General features: G+C 32.4%; 15 protein-coding genes. 11 read left to right on the top strand and 4 right to left on the bottom strand.

Annotated elements, in window-relative coordinates:
* Positions 1–58: 58 nt before the first annotated feature.
* Together uvrA and BW939_RS06695 are read right to left on the bottom strand one after the other, a co-directional pair.
* Positions 59–2,848 carry an excinuclease ABC subunit UvrA gene (uvrA, locus tag BW939_RS06700; RefSeq protein ID WP_076451068.1) on the bottom strand — a complete coding sequence of 930 codons (2,790 nt, stop codon included), beginning with the start codon at positions 2,846–2,848 and terminating at the stop codon, positions 59–61.
* 5 nt (positions 2,849–2,853) lie between these two features.
* Positions 2,854–3,930 carry a hypothetical protein gene (locus BW939_RS06695; protein ID WP_076451066.1) on the bottom strand — a complete coding sequence of 359 codons (1,077 nt, stop codon included), beginning with the start codon at positions 3,928–3,930 and terminating at the stop codon, positions 2,854–2,856.
* 189 nt (positions 3,931–4,119) lie between these two features.
* Between BW939_RS06695 and BW939_RS06690 the strand changes: the two genes are divergently transcribed.
* The 11 genes from BW939_RS06690 (at position 4,120) to purF (ending at position 12,978) form a co-directional block, all read left to right on the top strand.
* Entirely contained in the window at positions 4,120–4,353 is a 234-nt protein-coding gene (locus tag BW939_RS06690; RefSeq protein ID WP_076451064.1) for a hypothetical protein, read from the top strand.
* A gap of 162 nt (positions 4,354–4,515) precedes the next feature.
* Positions 4,516–5,274, top strand: coding sequence for a GLPGLI family protein (locus BW939_RS06685; RefSeq protein ID WP_076451062.1), 759 nt, complete (start codon positions 4,516–4,518; stop codon positions 5,272–5,274).
* Positions 5,262–6,104 (top strand): GLPGLI family protein, encoded by an 843-nt coding sequence (locus BW939_RS06680; RefSeq protein ID WP_084566614.1) that lies wholly within the window; start codon positions 5,262–5,264, stop codon positions 6,102–6,104. The genes BW939_RS06685 and BW939_RS06680 overlap by 13 nt, the downstream gene beginning before the upstream one ends.
* A gap of 109 nt (positions 6,105–6,213) precedes the next feature.
* Positions 6,214–8,025 carry a TonB-dependent receptor plug domain-containing protein gene (locus BW939_RS06675; protein ID WP_076451058.1) on the top strand — a complete coding sequence of 604 codons (1,812 nt, stop codon included), beginning with the start codon at positions 6,214–6,216 and terminating at the stop codon, positions 8,023–8,025.
* A gap of 63 nt (positions 8,026–8,088) precedes the next feature.
* On the top strand, positions 8,089–8,805 hold the full coding sequence (locus tag BW939_RS06670) for a DUF2490 domain-containing protein (RefSeq protein ID WP_076451056.1): 717 nt from the start codon (positions 8,089–8,091) through the stop codon (positions 8,803–8,805).
* A 108-nt stretch (positions 8,806–8,913) separates the two neighbouring features.
* The gene (locus BW939_RS06665) at positions 8,914–9,519 is read left to right on the top strand and encodes a SatD family protein (protein WP_076451054.1); all 606 of its coding nucleotides are present in this window, start codon (positions 8,914–8,916) and stop codon (positions 9,517–9,519) included.
* Between the two features lies 1 nt (position 9,520).
* Positions 9,521–10,216 (top strand): DUF3307 domain-containing protein, encoded by a 696-nt coding sequence (locus BW939_RS06660; protein WP_076451052.1) that lies wholly within the window; start codon positions 9,521–9,523, stop codon positions 10,214–10,216.
* Positions 10,217–10,293: 77 nt separating this feature from the next.
* Positions 10,294–11,016: a phosphoribosylaminoimidazolesuccinocarboxamide synthase gene (gene purC / locus BW939_RS06655; protein WP_076451050.1), complete on the top strand. Its 723-nt coding sequence runs from the start codon at positions 10,294–10,296 to the stop codon at positions 11,014–11,016.
* A 103-nt stretch (positions 11,017–11,119) separates the two neighbouring features.
* Positions 11,120–11,236, top strand: a complete 117-nt coding sequence (locus BW939_RS16165; RefSeq protein ID WP_394333834.1) for a four helix bundle protein — start codon at positions 11,120–11,122, stop codon at positions 11,234–11,236.
* Positions 11,187–11,414, top strand: a complete 228-nt coding sequence (locus BW939_RS06650) for a four helix bundle protein (RefSeq protein ID WP_394333833.1) — start codon at positions 11,187–11,189, stop codon at positions 11,412–11,414. Before BW939_RS16165 ends, BW939_RS06650 begins: the two co-directional genes overlap by 50 nt.
* 64 nt (positions 11,415–11,478) lie before the next feature.
* The gene (gene purF, locus BW939_RS06645; RefSeq protein WP_076451048.1) at positions 11,479–12,978 is read left to right on the top strand and encodes an amidophosphoribosyltransferase; all 1,500 of its coding nucleotides are present in this window, start codon (positions 11,479–11,481) and stop codon (positions 12,976–12,978) included.
* An 82-nt stretch (positions 12,979–13,060) separates the two neighbouring features.
* Here purF and BW939_RS06640 read toward each other — a convergent pair whose 3' ends face one another.
* A complete protein-coding gene (locus BW939_RS06640; RefSeq protein WP_076451046.1) occupies positions 13,061–13,708 on the bottom strand; it encodes a porin family protein in 648 nt (215 codons plus the stop codon).
* A 253-nt stretch (positions 13,709–13,961) separates the two neighbouring features.
* Entirely contained in the window at positions 13,962–15,008 is a 1,047-nt protein-coding gene (aroB, locus tag BW939_RS06635) for a 3-dehydroquinate synthase (protein WP_076451398.1), read from the bottom strand.
* Positions 15,009–15,027: the final 19 nt, after the last annotated feature.

The following is a 15,027-nucleotide window of genomic DNA, read 5'->3' as shown; positions in this document are numbered from 1 at the left end:
TTTTCCTAACAGGAAAAAAAACCTTTCAAATTTTCAAAATTCGTAAAGTTTCTATTTTTTAAACCAACTTTTCTGCGACATATTTCGCCGTATGTGATTTTTTATTTTTTGCCAATTCTTCAGGTGTACCTGTGAAAACCACTTCGCCACCATATTTTCCGGCATCGGGACCTATGTCTACAATATAATCAGCACATTTTATAATATCCGGCTGATGCTCAATAACAATTACAGAATGTCCAAGATCAATCAATGCCTGCAATGACTTCAATAATTTTTGAATATCGTGAAAATGCAATCCGGTAGACGGTTCATCAAAAATAAATAAGGTTTTATCATTCGTAACACCTCTCACTAGGAAAGAAGCAAGTTTTACCCTTTGTGCTTCCCCGCCAGAAAGGGTAGAAGAACTTTGCCCGAGTTGAAGATACCCCAAACCAACATCCTGTAGCGGGGTAAGTTTCGTCACAATTTTATCTTCTTTATTTTCTCTGAAAAATTCAAGTGACTCATCAACAGTCATGTGCAAAATATCTGAAATATTTTTTTCATCATATCTTACTTCCAGAATTTCGTTTTTAAAACGGGTTCCTTTACAGGTTTCACATTCCAATTCTATATCAGCCATAAACTGCATCGAAACATTGATTACACCTTCGCCTTTACACTCATCACATCTTCCGCCATCAACGTTGAAAGAAAAATGCTTTGGTTTATAGCCCATCATTTTAGACATTTTCTGCTTGGCAAAAAGATCTCTGATATCGTCGTAAGCTTTTAGATAAGTTACGGGGTTTGATCTTGAAGATTTCCCGATAGGATTCTGGTCGATTAACTCAATATTTTTAATCATTTTTAAAGGAAATTCAACTGAATCATAATCTCCTTTTTTACCGCCCATCCCAAGCTGTATCTGCACGTCATTCGTAAGAATTTCTTTCATCAAAGTAGATTTTCCGCTACCCGAAACTCCCGTGATTACTACAAGATTCTCAAGAGGAATATCTACATCAATATTTTTAAGATTATTTTGTCTTGCTCCTTTTATATGGATAAATTCTTTCGCTTTTCTTCTCTTTTTCGGAACTTCAATTTCCAATCTTCCCGTAAGGTATTTTGAAGTTAAAGTATCGGCATCTTTTAATTCTTTATAATCGCCTGCAAAAACCAGTTCGCCGCCCAAATATCCCGCTTCCGGGCCAATATCGATGATATAATCTGCAGCTTTCATCACATCTTCATCGTGTTCTACAACAATCACAGTATTCCCGAGGTCGCGCAGGTTTTTCAAAACTCCAATCAGGTTTTCTGTATCTCTAGAGTGAAGCCCTATGGATGGTTCATCTAAAATATAAATTGACCCTACAAGAGAACTACCCAAACTTGTGGCTAAATTTATTCTCTGGCTTTCGCCTCCGGAAAGCGTGTTGGAAGTTCTGTTTAAAGTTAAATACCCTAAACCAACTTTTAATAAAAATGCAATTCTGGTTGTAATTTCGTATAAAAGTCTTTTCGCAATTTCTTTATCGTGATCAGATAGTTTTAAACTTTCAATAAGAGGAAAAAGCTCATCCAAAGGAAGTTCAATCATCGACTGTATATTGTGGCCATCTATTTTCACCCACGTAGTTTCTTCGCGCAAACGCAAACCTTCACAGGTTGGGCAAAGGGTTTTGCCTCGGTAACGGGACAACATCACTCTGTACTGAATTTTGTACAAATTTTCTTCCAACATTTTGAAGAAATTATTCAAAGATGGAAAAGTACTTTTCCCGTCGCCTTTCCAAAGAAAATTTTTCTGATCTTTTGTTAATTGATGATATGGTTTATGAATAGGGAAGTCGCCGGCTTTTTTGATGAAATCTTTTTTCCATTCGCTCATACTTTCTCCTTTCCAGGATGCTACTGCGTCTTCAAAAAGAGATAACGCTTTGTTGGGGATAACCAAATCTTCATCAATTCCGATTACTTTTCCGTATCCTTCGCAGGTAGGGCAAGCTCCGAAAGGATTATTAAAACTAAAAAAATGAACATTAGGCTCTACAAATTCAATCCCGTCTAGCTCAAATTTATTCGAAAATTCTTGTATTTTTTCGGACTCTATATTTTTTAAAGAACAATATCCTCTTCCTTCATAAAACGCCATTTGAATAGAATCTGCCAGTCTCTGGAGAAAACTTTCGTCTTCTTCGTAAGAAAAACGGTCGATGACCAAATTAATCAGCATATCTTTTTCTGGAGTAAATCCGAAGCTTTCCAAATCTTCTATTCCTGCAACGTTTCCGTTGATTTCGAGTCTTGTAAAACCCGCCAGTTTTAAAACATTTAAAGTTTCTTTAAAATTTTCTGCATCAAAATTTAAAGGAGCAGTTAGTAAGAATGCAGTTTCTTTTTTTGCAGATTTTATATAATCAATCACATCAGAAACTGAATCTTTTTTCACTTCCAAGCCAGAAACTGGTGAAAAAGTTTTTCCTATTCTGGCAAAAAGGAGCTTCATATAATCATAAATCTCGGTAGAAGTTCCCACTGTAGATCTCGGATTAGACGAAATTACCTTTTGCTGAATCGCAATGGAAGGTGCAAGCCCTTTAATATCATCAATTTTTGGTTTTTCGAGTTTACCTAAAAACTGACGGGCATAAGAACTTAAGCTTTCCACGTATCTCCTCTGTCCTTCGGCATAAATGGTATCGAAAGCCAATGAAGATTTTCCGCTTCCCGAGACACCTGTAATCACGATGAGCTTGTTTTTAGGAATCAGAACGTCTATATGCTTCAAGTTGTTCAAGTGAGCATTTTTAACGAAAAGTTGTTTTTTTATATCGATTTCTGTAGTTGCAGCCATAATTTTTATTCGTAAAATGTATAAACAGATTCGTAACCTAATCCTGTTTGGGTAATTTTGTTTTTACTATGAGTAATTGTGAATAATGGATTAATAACATTATTTTGTTTGTGATCGACCTTTGTTAATCTTTCCTGATCATCATAAAAATATAATGTACTGAATATTTTTTCTTCTTTATCACTTCCAATACTCTTTTCTATTAAAGTCTTGTTTGCATATTTGTATGATATAGTGATAATTCCGGAGTCTATTTTAGTTTTTGTTATTTTCTTTATTGATTTATCAATATTATATTCATACAATCTTTCATCCCAAACCTTATTGGCGATTAAGTGAGTGTATTTGATAATTTTATTGTTTTGATACACATATTTCTTCTCATTAATACCATGCATACTGCTATTTTCTGAATTTAAAATCAAATTTCCGGCATCATTATATTCAAAAGTATTGCTTCGTAACATTTTTTGCCCATTAATAAATGTGTTTTCTGAATTTATAGAAATAAGTTTCCCATTAGAATCATAAGTGAAAAATGACTGACGATTAAAGCTTTTTTCTTTTGATGAAATTCTAGTTAGAAGCTCATTTTCATAAAAATATTCGTTAGTCTCATCTTTATTTTCAGTTTTTATTATTTGATTATTGCTATTATAAGATACATCAGTTTTCGTGCCTATTTTACCAGAATTTTCCGAATAGAATGAAACTATTTTATCATTGATCAATACGGTTTTATACTCGGTTTTTTTGTTTTCAGGGATATCAACCAAAGCTGATGATAACGGAGCCTGTCTGTAATCTGCAGGTAATTCTGTAGAATATAGTGTGTATATAATATTTCCTGAAATATCCAGTTTTTTAATCTCAGTTTTGGTTTGTCCTAAAAACGTTCCTTTTTTCGAAAATTCTTTTAGTTTTTTATTTTTAGTAATAATAGATTCTGCGGAATATATTGTTTCTTTTTCGTCATCAAAATCAATTTTAGATAACGGATCTGGAATCGATACGTTAGGATAGGGAAATTGAGATTTTACAAAAACACCTATTACAAATAACAAAGAAGATAATAATTTCATAGTAAAATTATGACCGACAAAAATACGAAATTCTGACTTGTAAATTTAAAACATTTTTTAGAGGATAAGTTGTAAGGAAAATGATTTATGGATAATTTATAAAAAAAAAGAAAATAATTTTGCTTATTATAATTTTAATTTTAATTTTAATTTAGTGTTGAATAAATAACAAATAAAAAATTTATTAACATGAAAAAATTAATTTTATTGGCAGCTCTAGGAGTTGCGGGATTGGCGAGTGCTAAACCAGTAAGTGAAACCAACAAAATTGTAAAGTCTGAAAAGATAAGCAAGTCTGAAAACATTAGTAAATCTGAAAATTACATTAGTAAAACAGTTTTTATAATGGGTACGTGTACAGTACAGATATTCAGAGATAATCATAATGGTACTTCTAGTCAAGTATTTTATCATCAATTCTGAACTGAAACACCAGAGCAATGTTGGGCGATTCGAGATGTGATTTTAGCATTGGCAGAATTAGAAGGATGGTAATATTCTTTTGAATATCTCATTAAATATAACTGAAGATAGGCTGTTTACCGAAGAGTGAATAGTCTATTTTTTTAAAAAAATTAGAAAATTATGTCTGTAAAAAAAACAATTTCAACATTATTAATTTTAACATCAATTTATCATTATTCTCAAACCATAGAAGCTACTTATGAGCACGTATATAAAAACTTCGATTCAAACAAGTCTTATACTTTTAAATCTGAAGTATATTATAATAATATTAAAAAAAATAAACTTTTCAAAATTTTTTATGGAATAAATGATGATAATACAAAAATAATTAACCCATATATTCAAGGCATCCCAGCGGTAAGAAGCAAAATTATATCAACATATATTTTATATTCTGCCAATGACAGCATTTCTTTGATAAAAGATGTAATTGAGAAAAAAGAATATATCTTAAAAGATAAAATCCCTAAAATTAAATGGAAGAAAAGAAGTTTAAGAAAAAAAATTAATAATTTAACTTTAAATAGTGCTACTGCGGAGTTTAGAGGTAGAATCTATACAATTTGGTATGATGCTAACTCAAAGATATGTCTTGCGCCTTGGAAATTCAATAATGTTCCAGGCTTAGTTTATGAAATTTATGACGATAGAAAAATGATTTTTTGGAATTTGACTGATTTAAAAACTACAGATGAAGAAATTACAAATCCCTTTACTGATGAAATGAAAGCAAGTGCAATTGACTACAAAAACTATCCAAAAATAAGATTTGGTTTATCCGAAAGAATGAAAGAGATGTTAAAGAACGATCCTAGCAATAAAATGACAGAACAAAAGAGAGATGGATTAGAAATAAAATTTGAATGGGAAAAATAATGAAGTATTTTGCTGTAATTTTTCTATCAATATTCACAAAAAGCTTAAGCCAAAATTTGAGTATAGTTTATGAAGTAAATGGTCGTTTTTCTAAAAGTGATTCTTTAAAGAAAAAAGAGGAAATGATTTTGATAATCAATACCCAAACAAAAGAGTCGCTTTTTCAAAACAGAGAGAATTTTGATATTGAAGGTATAGGTGATTTTAATGAAAAGATATTAAAAAGCGTAAGCCTCAACCAAAGAAGAAATTTTTTTGATTTGATATATAAAAATTTTTCTTCTCAACTATTTTTTCAATATAATTCAATATCAGAAAAATATTTTAAAATAAGTTACTCAAAACCAGTTGAAGAATGGAGTCTTTTAAACGATGAAAAAATAATCTTAGGTTATAATTGCTATAAAGCAAGCATGAATTTTGGTCAACGAAAATGGATAGCTTGGTACACAAATGAAATTCCTATCTCTGATGGTCCATATAAATTTAGTGGATTACCAGGATTAATTTTGGAAATTTTTTCTTTAGATGATGAATACCATTACACAATGATTTCTTTACAAAAAAATACTAGTAATAAAATTTTTATTCCGAAATCAATTGATGTAGATATTAACGAGCTTCATAAAATTAGGAAAGACTTCATAGCAGATCCATCAATGTATATAAGGCAGTTGAATAATAATCGTAACTTAACTTCAATAACAACCTTTGAAAATCAAGAACTTAAGATTGACAAAGAATATTATTCGAGGAAAAACAGTCAATATTGGGATTGGATGAAAAAACATGACAATCCATTGGAAATTAATGAAATTTGGCTAAAATAATTTCTTATGTCCATAGATTTTTTTTGATGTTAAAAAAGTGACAAGTATCATTTTTTTGTCTGAAGGAAGACTGCTAATTTTGAAAGCTTCAAACTAAACTATATAGACTATGATCAGAAAACTGGTTGCTATTTCCACTGTTGCAGTATTTTTCTCCGTTTCGGCTCAGGAAAAAACGGCAGATATCGATTCTGTACAAATTCAAGGAAAATTTATTTCAACTCCTTATAAATCTGCTAATCAAAACATTTCGATAATTACAAAAGCTGACATTCTTGCATCGCCAGCAAAAAGCATTGACGAAATCCTTCAGCTCGTTCCTGGAATGGACGTCAGAAGGCGTGGAGCCAACGGAGTGCAGAGTGACGTGAGTTTCAGAGGTGGATCTTTTGAGCAGATGCTGATTCTCATCAACGGAATCAGGATGAATGACTCACAAACAGGACACAATTCTCTGAATATCCCTGTTGATTTGGATGACGTGGAGAGAATTGAAGTAATCAAAGGTCCTGCTGCAAGACGTTTTGGACAAAATGCTTACGCAGGAGCCATTAATATTATCACAAAAGCAGAACCTGGAAAGCGGGTGAAAATAAATGCTGAAGCGGGTGATTATGAAACATACGGAATGGGATTGAATGCCAATTTTGGAAATGAAAAATTCTCAAATCTATTACAAGTAAACAGTAATTCTTCACAGGGTTACCGTTACAATACAGATTACGAAATCCGAAATGCATATTATCAAAATCAGCTTAAAATAAAAAATGGAAGCTTCAGACTTCAAGCCGGAATTTCCGAGAAAAAATTTGGAGCGAACGGATTTTATTCTTCTCCGGCCGCGACTGAGCAGTATGAAGAATTACAAGCTTCCATCGTAAGTTTAGCACATCAGCAAACTTTTGGAAAATTCAAACTCAACTCTAATGTGTACTGGAGAAGAGGGCAAGATATGTATCTTTTCAACCGTGCCAAACCAGAGATTTACCGAAATATGCACATCGGAAACAATGTGGGTGGTGAAGTGAATACAAGCTATAATTCTGCTTTAGGAACTACAGGCTTGGGTGTGGAATTGAGAAAAGAATTTCTGGCAAGTAATAATCTAGGACATCGTGAAAGATTTGTTACGCAAGTATTTTTTGAACATCATTTTTCATTTTTTGATAAGAAATTAAACATCAGTCCGGGGGCTTCATGGGCGAATTACTCCACAGACGGAAACTTTTTTTATCCGGGAATTGATGTGGGATATACTTTTCTTGAAAACAGCAAAGTTTATGGAAATATTGCCAGAGTTCATAGAGTTCCTACGTTTACAGATTTGTACTATGTAAGCAAAACCGAGAAGGGAAATATGAATCTTTTACCTGAAAATGCTTTGTATGCAGAAATCGGTTATCAGTATCAGACTAAAAACATTTTAGCGAAAGCCAGCGGATTCGTGAGAGATGCCAACAACGCTATAGACTGGACAAAAATAAGTCTCACAGATCCCGTATGGTATGCAAAAAACGTGGGTGATAATACCGTAAAAGGTATTGAACTAGAGCTTGATCACAAAGTGACAGATTGGCTTAGGTATACCGTGGGCTATACTTTTCTGGAAAATAAATTAGTCAATTCTGAATCACTTTTGGCAAGGTACAGCCTAGATAATCTGAAGCATCAGTTTGTAGGAAAACTTCAGAACCGTTTCTTGAAATATTTTGCAAACGAATTGGTTTACCGTTATAATGAAAGGCTGAATTTTGGGAGCTACCAGCTTTTAGATGAAAAACTAAGCTTTACAAAAAATAATCTTTCAGTTTACATTTTAATTAATAACATCACCAATACAAAATATACAGAAACCTTCGGTATACCGATGCCGGAAAGGTGGTTTCATTTAGGTTTTACATATCAGATTAATTTCAAATAATTGTTAATGTAAATTTAATATGAACAAAATGTTAATTAATCTAATTTTGCAAAAATTTTTTAGATGAGATTCTTTGTCGGTCTGGGATTGATTTTAGGTTTAGGTTTTGCCAATGCACAGGAACATATTTCCAGTTTTAATGCAATAACGTTGACGTATAAATTTCATCCTAAATTTTTCCTGTACGCAGAAACGCAAATGCGTGGAATTGAGGAGTATTCTTACCCCGATTATTACGAAATAAAGGGAGGTTTAGGCTACAATTTAACCAAAGCACACAAACCTTTTGTGGGATTGGGAAGATATGCAACTTACAAAAATCACACCATCAGCCGTGAAGAATTTAGGGTTTGGCTGCAGGATGTAATCGATTTTAAAAAAGGGGTTGTGAAGTTTGAAAACCGTTTCCGTGTAGAAAAAAGCTGGTTTCATGATCCTATTAAAGATATCAACTCTAAAAGAATGAGATATCGCTACAGGCTCAATGTTACACTTCCCCTCAATGCAAAATCAGTAAAACCCGGAACTGTATTTGCCAACGTATACGATGAGATTTTTCTTGTTAGCCCAAACAAACCCACTTTCGCAAGAAACAGAGTTTACGGAGGATTTGGTTATCAAATTGATGAAAATTTCGGAATGCTGGGCGGTTATCTTTGGCAAAGAGAATTTGAAGCTTCTGGCAACAAAAATATACATTTCCTTTACCTTGCTTTAAATATCAATATTGATAATAGTGATAATAAGAACGAATCCTATCATTTTCCGGGAGCAGATTAATTTAATTTTAACAAAAATACTATATAAGCAAAAAAGCTAATAATCAATCATTATAAGGTTTTTTGCTTATATTTTTTATTTATAAGTAATAATGCTTATATTTGCAAAATGATAGCGGTCATCACTGGTGATATTATTAATTCTCAACACGCAGATACTGAAGTTTGGATCACCAAACTAAAAAATCTCCTTGCAAAATGGGGGAGTAGCCCACACACATGGGAAATTTATCGAGGCGATGAGTTTCAGATAAAATGCAGTATAGATGATGTCTTCTGGCGTTTCTTAGCCATAAAATCACTTATTAAAAGTCAGGAAAATTTAGATGTAAGAATAGCCATTGGCATTGGAGAAGAAAATTTTTCTTCAGAAAAAATTACTGAATCCAACGGAACAGCTTACGTAAATTCCGGAAGATTATTAAATGATCTGAAAAGTGACGGACATACCGTATCCATCAAAACTTCAAATGATTCTTTAGACCGAGATTTAAATATTTTATTAAAATGGTCATCAAAAGATTTTGACAGCTGGACGATGGCGACTTCAGAAATCATTCACGAGATGATTATGAACCAAGACAATACACAAGAAGATCTTGCCAAAAAATTTACCATTTCACAATCTTCTATCAGCCAAAGACTGAAACGTGCCAACTACGATCTTATCGTAGAGACCAACCACTACTTCAAAAAGAAAATTTCAGAATTATAAGATGATTTTTATTCAACTCATATTGGCGCATTTACTCGGAGATTTTATTCTTCAGCCAAATTCTTGGGTTGCAGATAAAGAAAACAAAAAACTGAAGAGTAAATATTTGTACCTTCACGTTTTGATACACACTGTTTTAAGTTTTATTTTTCTTTGGAATCTTGAGCTTTGGTGGGTAGCTGTTTTGGTAGGAATCACCCATTTTATTATTGACGTTTGCAAGCTAAGTTTTCAAAATATACAGACAACAAAAAAATGGTTTTTCATCGATCAGATTCTTCATATAGCAGTAATCGGAGGGGTTTCTCTTTATTTTAATGAATTTGAATTTAATTTTCTGAAAAATAAAGATTTTTTGAAAATTTTGATGGCTACTTTATTTTTAACCTCGCCGGCTTCCATTTTTATTAAACTAATATTGTCATCGTGGACTCCTGTAAATGAACAGGCAGGAAGTCTACAAACAGAATCTTTATCAAACGCTGGAAAATATATCGGGATTTTAGAACGTCTTTTGGTTTTCACATTTATTATGGTAAATCATTGGGAAGGCGTAGGTTTTATGGTGGCAGCAAAATCAGTTTTCAGATTCAGTGATTTGGCACAAGCAAAACAGCGCAAACTCACAGAATATGTATTAATAGGTACATTACTAAGTTTTGGATTAGCTGTTTTAACCGGAATTTTAATTAAATAATAAAGTAATATAAATCTAACCATAATCGAAAACCTTTGATTCAAGGTTTTCTAAAGTAAAAAAAAAGTAAAAAAATTATGAGTCAAAAGCTAGAAATGTTGTACGAAGGGAAAGCAAAACAAGTATTTGCAACCGAAAATCCTGAAGAAGTTGTAGTACGTTTCAAAGACGATGCAACAGCATTTAATGCTCAAAAAAGAGGATCTGTAGATTTGAAAGGCGAAATGAACAATGCCATCACTACCCTTATTTTTGAATATTTAAATGAAAAAGGAATTAAAACTCATTTCATCAAACAAATAGACGAAAGAGAGCAATTGGTAAAAAAAGTATCAATTATTCCTTTGGAAATGGTGGTAAGAAACTATTCTGCAGGAAGCATGGCTCAGAGATTAGGTGTTGAAGAGGGGATTAAATCTCCCGTAACAATCTTCGATATTTGCTACAAAAAAGATGAATTAGGAGATCCGCTTATCAACGATCACCATGCCGTTTTCTTGGGTGCAGCAACTTATGAAGAGCTTAATGAAATGTATGCACTAACTGCAGAAATCAATCAAATCCTAATCGATCTTTTTGATAAAATGAATATCATTTTAGTGGATTTCAAAATTGAATTAGGAAAAACTTCGACTGGAGAAATCATTCTTGCTGACGAAATTTCTCCTGATACTTGCAGACTTTGGGACAAGGATACGATGAAAAAACTAGATAAAGACAGATTCAGAAGAGATCTAGGTGAAGTAACTGAAGCTTACGTGGAGATCTACAACAGACTGAAAACTTTACTTAATAAATAAAGTTTAGAAGTTAGAAGCTAGATATTAGAAGTTAGTATGAAATCACATCGAATTGAAGATTTGAAAGTTTAGAGTAAGTCAATGGCCTTATTAAAAGAAGTTTATTTGGTTACTGCAGAACCTTCCAGTCGAAGAAAAATTTGGTTTACTTTCTCAAATCAGAAGATGTACTGTTTCAATCCCTTCAAATATCGCAGAAGAAGCAGCAAGAAATAATTAAGAATGAATTTTATCAATTTCTTGGGATTGCGTTTGGATCAACACATGAATTACAAACTCAATTACAATTATTAATTGACTTAAATTTTATTTCTGAAACTAAAATCCTGCCTCTAAAAGAACTTTTAACTGAGATACAGAAAATGATTTACTCATTAAAGACAAGTTTAAAATTATAATTGAAGTTAACTTAGACTAATCTCTAACATCTAATATCTAACTTCTAATTTAGAAAAAATAGAAATGAAAAGTTTAGACATTCATAAAAGTGAATATTTAAAACAGTTTGAAACTGAAACTTACGGCAGAAATCTTTTCAGAACGCAGGAAGAAGAAAGACTAGACGCTCCGAATGAGGAGTGCGGTATCTTCGGGATGTATTCTGATAATGATCTCGATACGTTTTCTCTTTCACAGTTCGGGCTTTTTGCTTTACAGCACAGAGGCCAAGAAGCTTGTGGTATTTCTGTTCTTAAGGAAGGGAAAATCACAAATATGAAAGATGAAGGTTTGGTTTTGGATGTTTATAAAGAGATCCAGGAACCGGAAACTTTTATGGGAAATTCTGCAATCGGTCATACCCGTTACACAACTGCAGGAGACAAAAAGAAATATAATTTTCAGCCATTTTTTGCCAAAAACGAATATGACCAGATTATACTTTCTATCGCTCACAATGGTAATTTAACCAACGCGAGAGAATTAAAAACAGAATTGGAAGCTGAAGGCGTTGTTTTCAGAGCCACTTCAGATTCTGAGGTTATTTTAAGATTAATTCAAAAAAATCTTGATTTAGGTCTTCGTGGTGCTATTAAAGCAACAATGGAGAAAATTGAAGGTGCCTATTCTGTGGTCGGAATGACGAGAAACAAATTCTTTGCATTCAGAGATTTCAACGGTATAAGACCTTTGGTTTTAGGTGCTATAGACGAAAAAACGTATGTTGTAGCTTCAGAATCGGTAGCATTAGACGCTGTTGGAGCTCAATATGTAAGAGACATTCTTCCTGGAGAAATCATTTATACCAATGAAAACGAACCTGGAAAATTGAATTCTTACATGGTGAATGAAGAAAGAGGAAAACAAAGAATCTGTTCGTTTGAATACATTTATTTTGCAAGACCGGACTCTACTTTAGAAAACATCAACGTTTACGAAATCAGAGAAAAATCTGGTGAAAAAATATGGGAACAGGCTCCTGTAGAAGCTGATATTGTGATTGGAGTTCCAGATTCGGGAGTTCCTGCTGCAATTGGTTTTTCTAAAGCCTCCGGAATACCTTTCCGCCCGGTTTTGATTAAAAACAGATACATTGGTAGAAGTTTCATCGTTCCGACTCAGGAAATGAGAGAAAGGGTAGTGAATTTGAAACTAAACCCAATTATTTCTGAAATCAAAGGTAAAAGAGTAGTAATTATTGACGATTCCATCGTTCGTGGTACGACTTCTAAGAGATTGGTTAAAATTCTGAAAGAAGCAGGTGTTAAAGAAATTCATTTCAGAAGTGTTTCTCCGCCCATTATTGCACCATGTTATTTGGGAATTGATACGCCTTCGAAAGACGATTTGATTTCTGCAAATATGTCGACCGAAGAATTAAGAGATTATCTGGGAGTAGATTCTTTAGAATTCTTAAGTACAGAAAATTTAAAAGTAATTTTAGGTTCTTCCAACCATTGTTTTGGATGCTTCACAGAAGAATATCCAGTAGCAAAAGGAGAGGAGATTGAATTATTCAATTAATTTTTTTCTTGAAATAAAATAAAAAGGTCAGGTTTCGTAATGAAAACCTGACCTTTTTTATTGAAACTAAGATTTTTTCTTATTAGAATTTGTAAGCTAAACCAACTGCAAAGTTGTTGTTTCTTACAGCATCAGAACCATTTGGTCTGTCTTTAGCAACATCAGTTACACCAGCTGTATATCTCGCTGTAATACCAATATTATCTGTGAAATAATAACCAGCACCAAGACCAATACCTAAATTAAAGGTATTCAAATCGTCTTTATAATTTCCAGTTGTATTTAAAGGATCATTATTAGACTCGTTTTTCAATTTATTTTTAGCACTCACTAAAAGTCCGAATTCAGGACCAGCTTCTACATAAAAATTTGGAATAAAATTGTACTGGAACATCACAGGTACAGCTACATAATCTAATTGTCTTGCATATGAGATTCTATCGTTTGAAATTGGTGCTCTATAATCATATTTATCACCATATTGTGTATATAAAACCTCTGGCTGAATGCTGAAAGATTCTGCTACCGGAATCGTTGCAAATAAACCAGCATTAAAACCAATTTTAGATCCTTGATCTTCTAATGTACCATCTTTCGATAAAGAAGACACGTTCATACCACCTTTGATACCAAATCTTACATCTGATGAAGACATTGATTTTGTTGTTGTTGTTTGAGCGAATGCTAATGAACTTGCTGTAACCGCTAGTCCTAAAATTAACTTTTTCATAACTTTAAATTTTTAATATTTTACTTATTCTTATTTTAAATTTTGATTGTCTTTTTTTAATAAGACGTGTGGAGTCTTCCAAATACTTTGCCAAAAATTAATATTTGATGTTTCCTAAAAAATTAAAGCTACTCACATTTGTGAATAGCCTCGAATATATCTAACTAAAAACCAAATAATTGCAACAATAACAATTGACATATCATCAAAAGCTGCACATGATTTTAATCATGTATTTCTATTATTTTCAAAATCAAAATCCACTAAGTTCTTTATAAAAATCCAATGATTTTTTAATATTATCAGTATTACATTCATGATCAAAGACACAAGAACCTATTCCGGAAAGCAAAGAAAAGTTGATCTTTTCATCTGTATTTTTCTTATCATTTAATAATAGGTTGAAAATTTCTTCATCCTTAAAATCACTTAAGTTGATAAAACTGAAATATCTCTGAATATTTTCTACAATTAAATCTGAATCTTCTTTAGAAATCAAACTTTCGAGGTAAGAAAGATGGCTTTCGCAGATCATTCCCAGTGCAACCGCTTCACCGTGAAGGATGGGGTTTTGGTTCTGAAGACATAGACTTTCGATGGCATGACCAATTGTATGGCCGAAATTTAAAGTTTTTCTCACATTTTTCTCATGAAAATCGGCATTTACAACTTCCTGCTTTATCTCCATAGACTTTGCAATGAAAGATTCTACACCCAACACATCTACATCGTTTAATTGAATTAAATCTTCCCAGTGTTTTTTATCGGCAATCAAACCATGTTTTAGCATTTCTGCAAATCCGCTTTTCAATTCATTCGCCGGAAGCGTATCTAAAAATTTTGTATACACATAAATTTGTTCAGGGAAAGAAAATGTTCCCACCATATTTTTGTAATGCATCAAATCAATTCCTGTTTTTCCACCAATAGAAGCGTCACACATAGAAAGAAGAGTAGTAGGAATATTAATAAACTGAATTCCTCTTTTATAGGTAGAAGCTACAAAACCGCCCATATCTGTGATAACTCCGCCACCAAGATTGATGATCAAGGCTTTTCTATCGGCTTGCATCTCTGTTAAAATTTCCCATAAATGATTGGCAGTCTGAATGTTTTTCATCTCTTCACCAGGTTCCACTTCCAAAATTTCAAAACTAATTTCTGTTTCTAAATTTCCCAAAAGTATAGGAAGACAATATTCGTGAGTATTTTCATCTACTAAAATAAAAATTTTACTGAATGATTTTTCACTTAAAAATTGATTGATTTGCGAGAAATTTTCGTCTAATAAAGTAATCATCATATAATTTTTTGATAAT

It is taken from the genome of Chryseobacterium piscicola, assembly GCF_900156685.1.
GTDB classification, from domain to species: Bacteria; Bacteroidota; Bacteroidia; order Flavobacteriales; family Weeksellaceae; genus Chryseobacterium; species Chryseobacterium piscicola.
Note: the sequence above shows the minus strand (reverse complement) of the source record. Positions and strands in the feature narration are given on the sequence as shown.

What these genes read in the sequence shown, in the direction of transcription:
- purF (WP_076451048.1), top strand. Translation starts at nt 11,479, where the DNA reads ATGAAAAGTTTAGACATTCATAAAAGTGAATATTTAAAACAGTTTGAA.
- aroB (WP_076451398.1), bottom strand. Translation starts at nt 15,008, where the DNA reads ATGATTACTTTATTAGACGAAAATTTCTCGCAAATCAATCAATTTTTA.
- BW939_RS06670 (WP_076451056.1), top strand. Translation starts at nt 8,089, where the DNA reads ATGAGATTCTTTGTCGGTCTGGGATTGATTTTAGGTTTAGGTTTTGCC.
- BW939_RS06695 (WP_076451066.1), bottom strand. Translation starts at nt 3,930, where the DNA reads ATGAAATTATTATCTTCTTTGTTATTTGTAATAGGTGTTTTTGTAAAA.
- BW939_RS06660 (WP_076451052.1), top strand. Translation starts at nt 9,521, where the DNA reads ATGATTTTTATTCAACTCATATTGGCGCATTTACTCGGAGATTTTATT.
- BW939_RS06675 (WP_076451058.1), top strand. Translation starts at nt 6,214, where the DNA reads ATGATCAGAAAACTGGTTGCTATTTCCACTGTTGCAGTATTTTTCTCC.
- BW939_RS06680 (WP_084566614.1), top strand. Translation starts at nt 5,262, where the DNA reads ATGGGAAAAATAATGAAGTATTTTGCTGTAATTTTTCTATCAATATTC.
- BW939_RS06640 (WP_076451046.1), bottom strand. Translation starts at nt 13,708, where the DNA reads ATGAAAAAGTTAATTTTAGGACTAGCGGTTACAGCAAGTTCATTAGCA.
- BW939_RS06685 (WP_076451062.1), top strand. Translation starts at nt 4,516, where the DNA reads ATGTCTGTAAAAAAAACAATTTCAACATTATTAATTTTAACATCAATT.
- purC (WP_076451050.1), top strand. Translation starts at nt 10,294, where the DNA reads ATGAGTCAAAAGCTAGAAATGTTGTACGAAGGGAAAGCAAAACAAGTA.
- uvrA (WP_076451068.1), bottom strand. Translation starts at nt 2,848, where the DNA reads ATGGCTGCAACTACAGAAATCGATATAAAAAAACAACTTTTCGTTAAA.
- BW939_RS06665 (WP_076451054.1), top strand. Translation starts at nt 8,914, where the DNA reads ATGATAGCGGTCATCACTGGTGATATTATTAATTCTCAACACGCAGAT.
- BW939_RS06690 (WP_076451064.1), top strand. Translation starts at nt 4,120, where the DNA reads ATGAAAAAATTAATTTTATTGGCAGCTCTAGGAGTTGCGGGATTGGCG.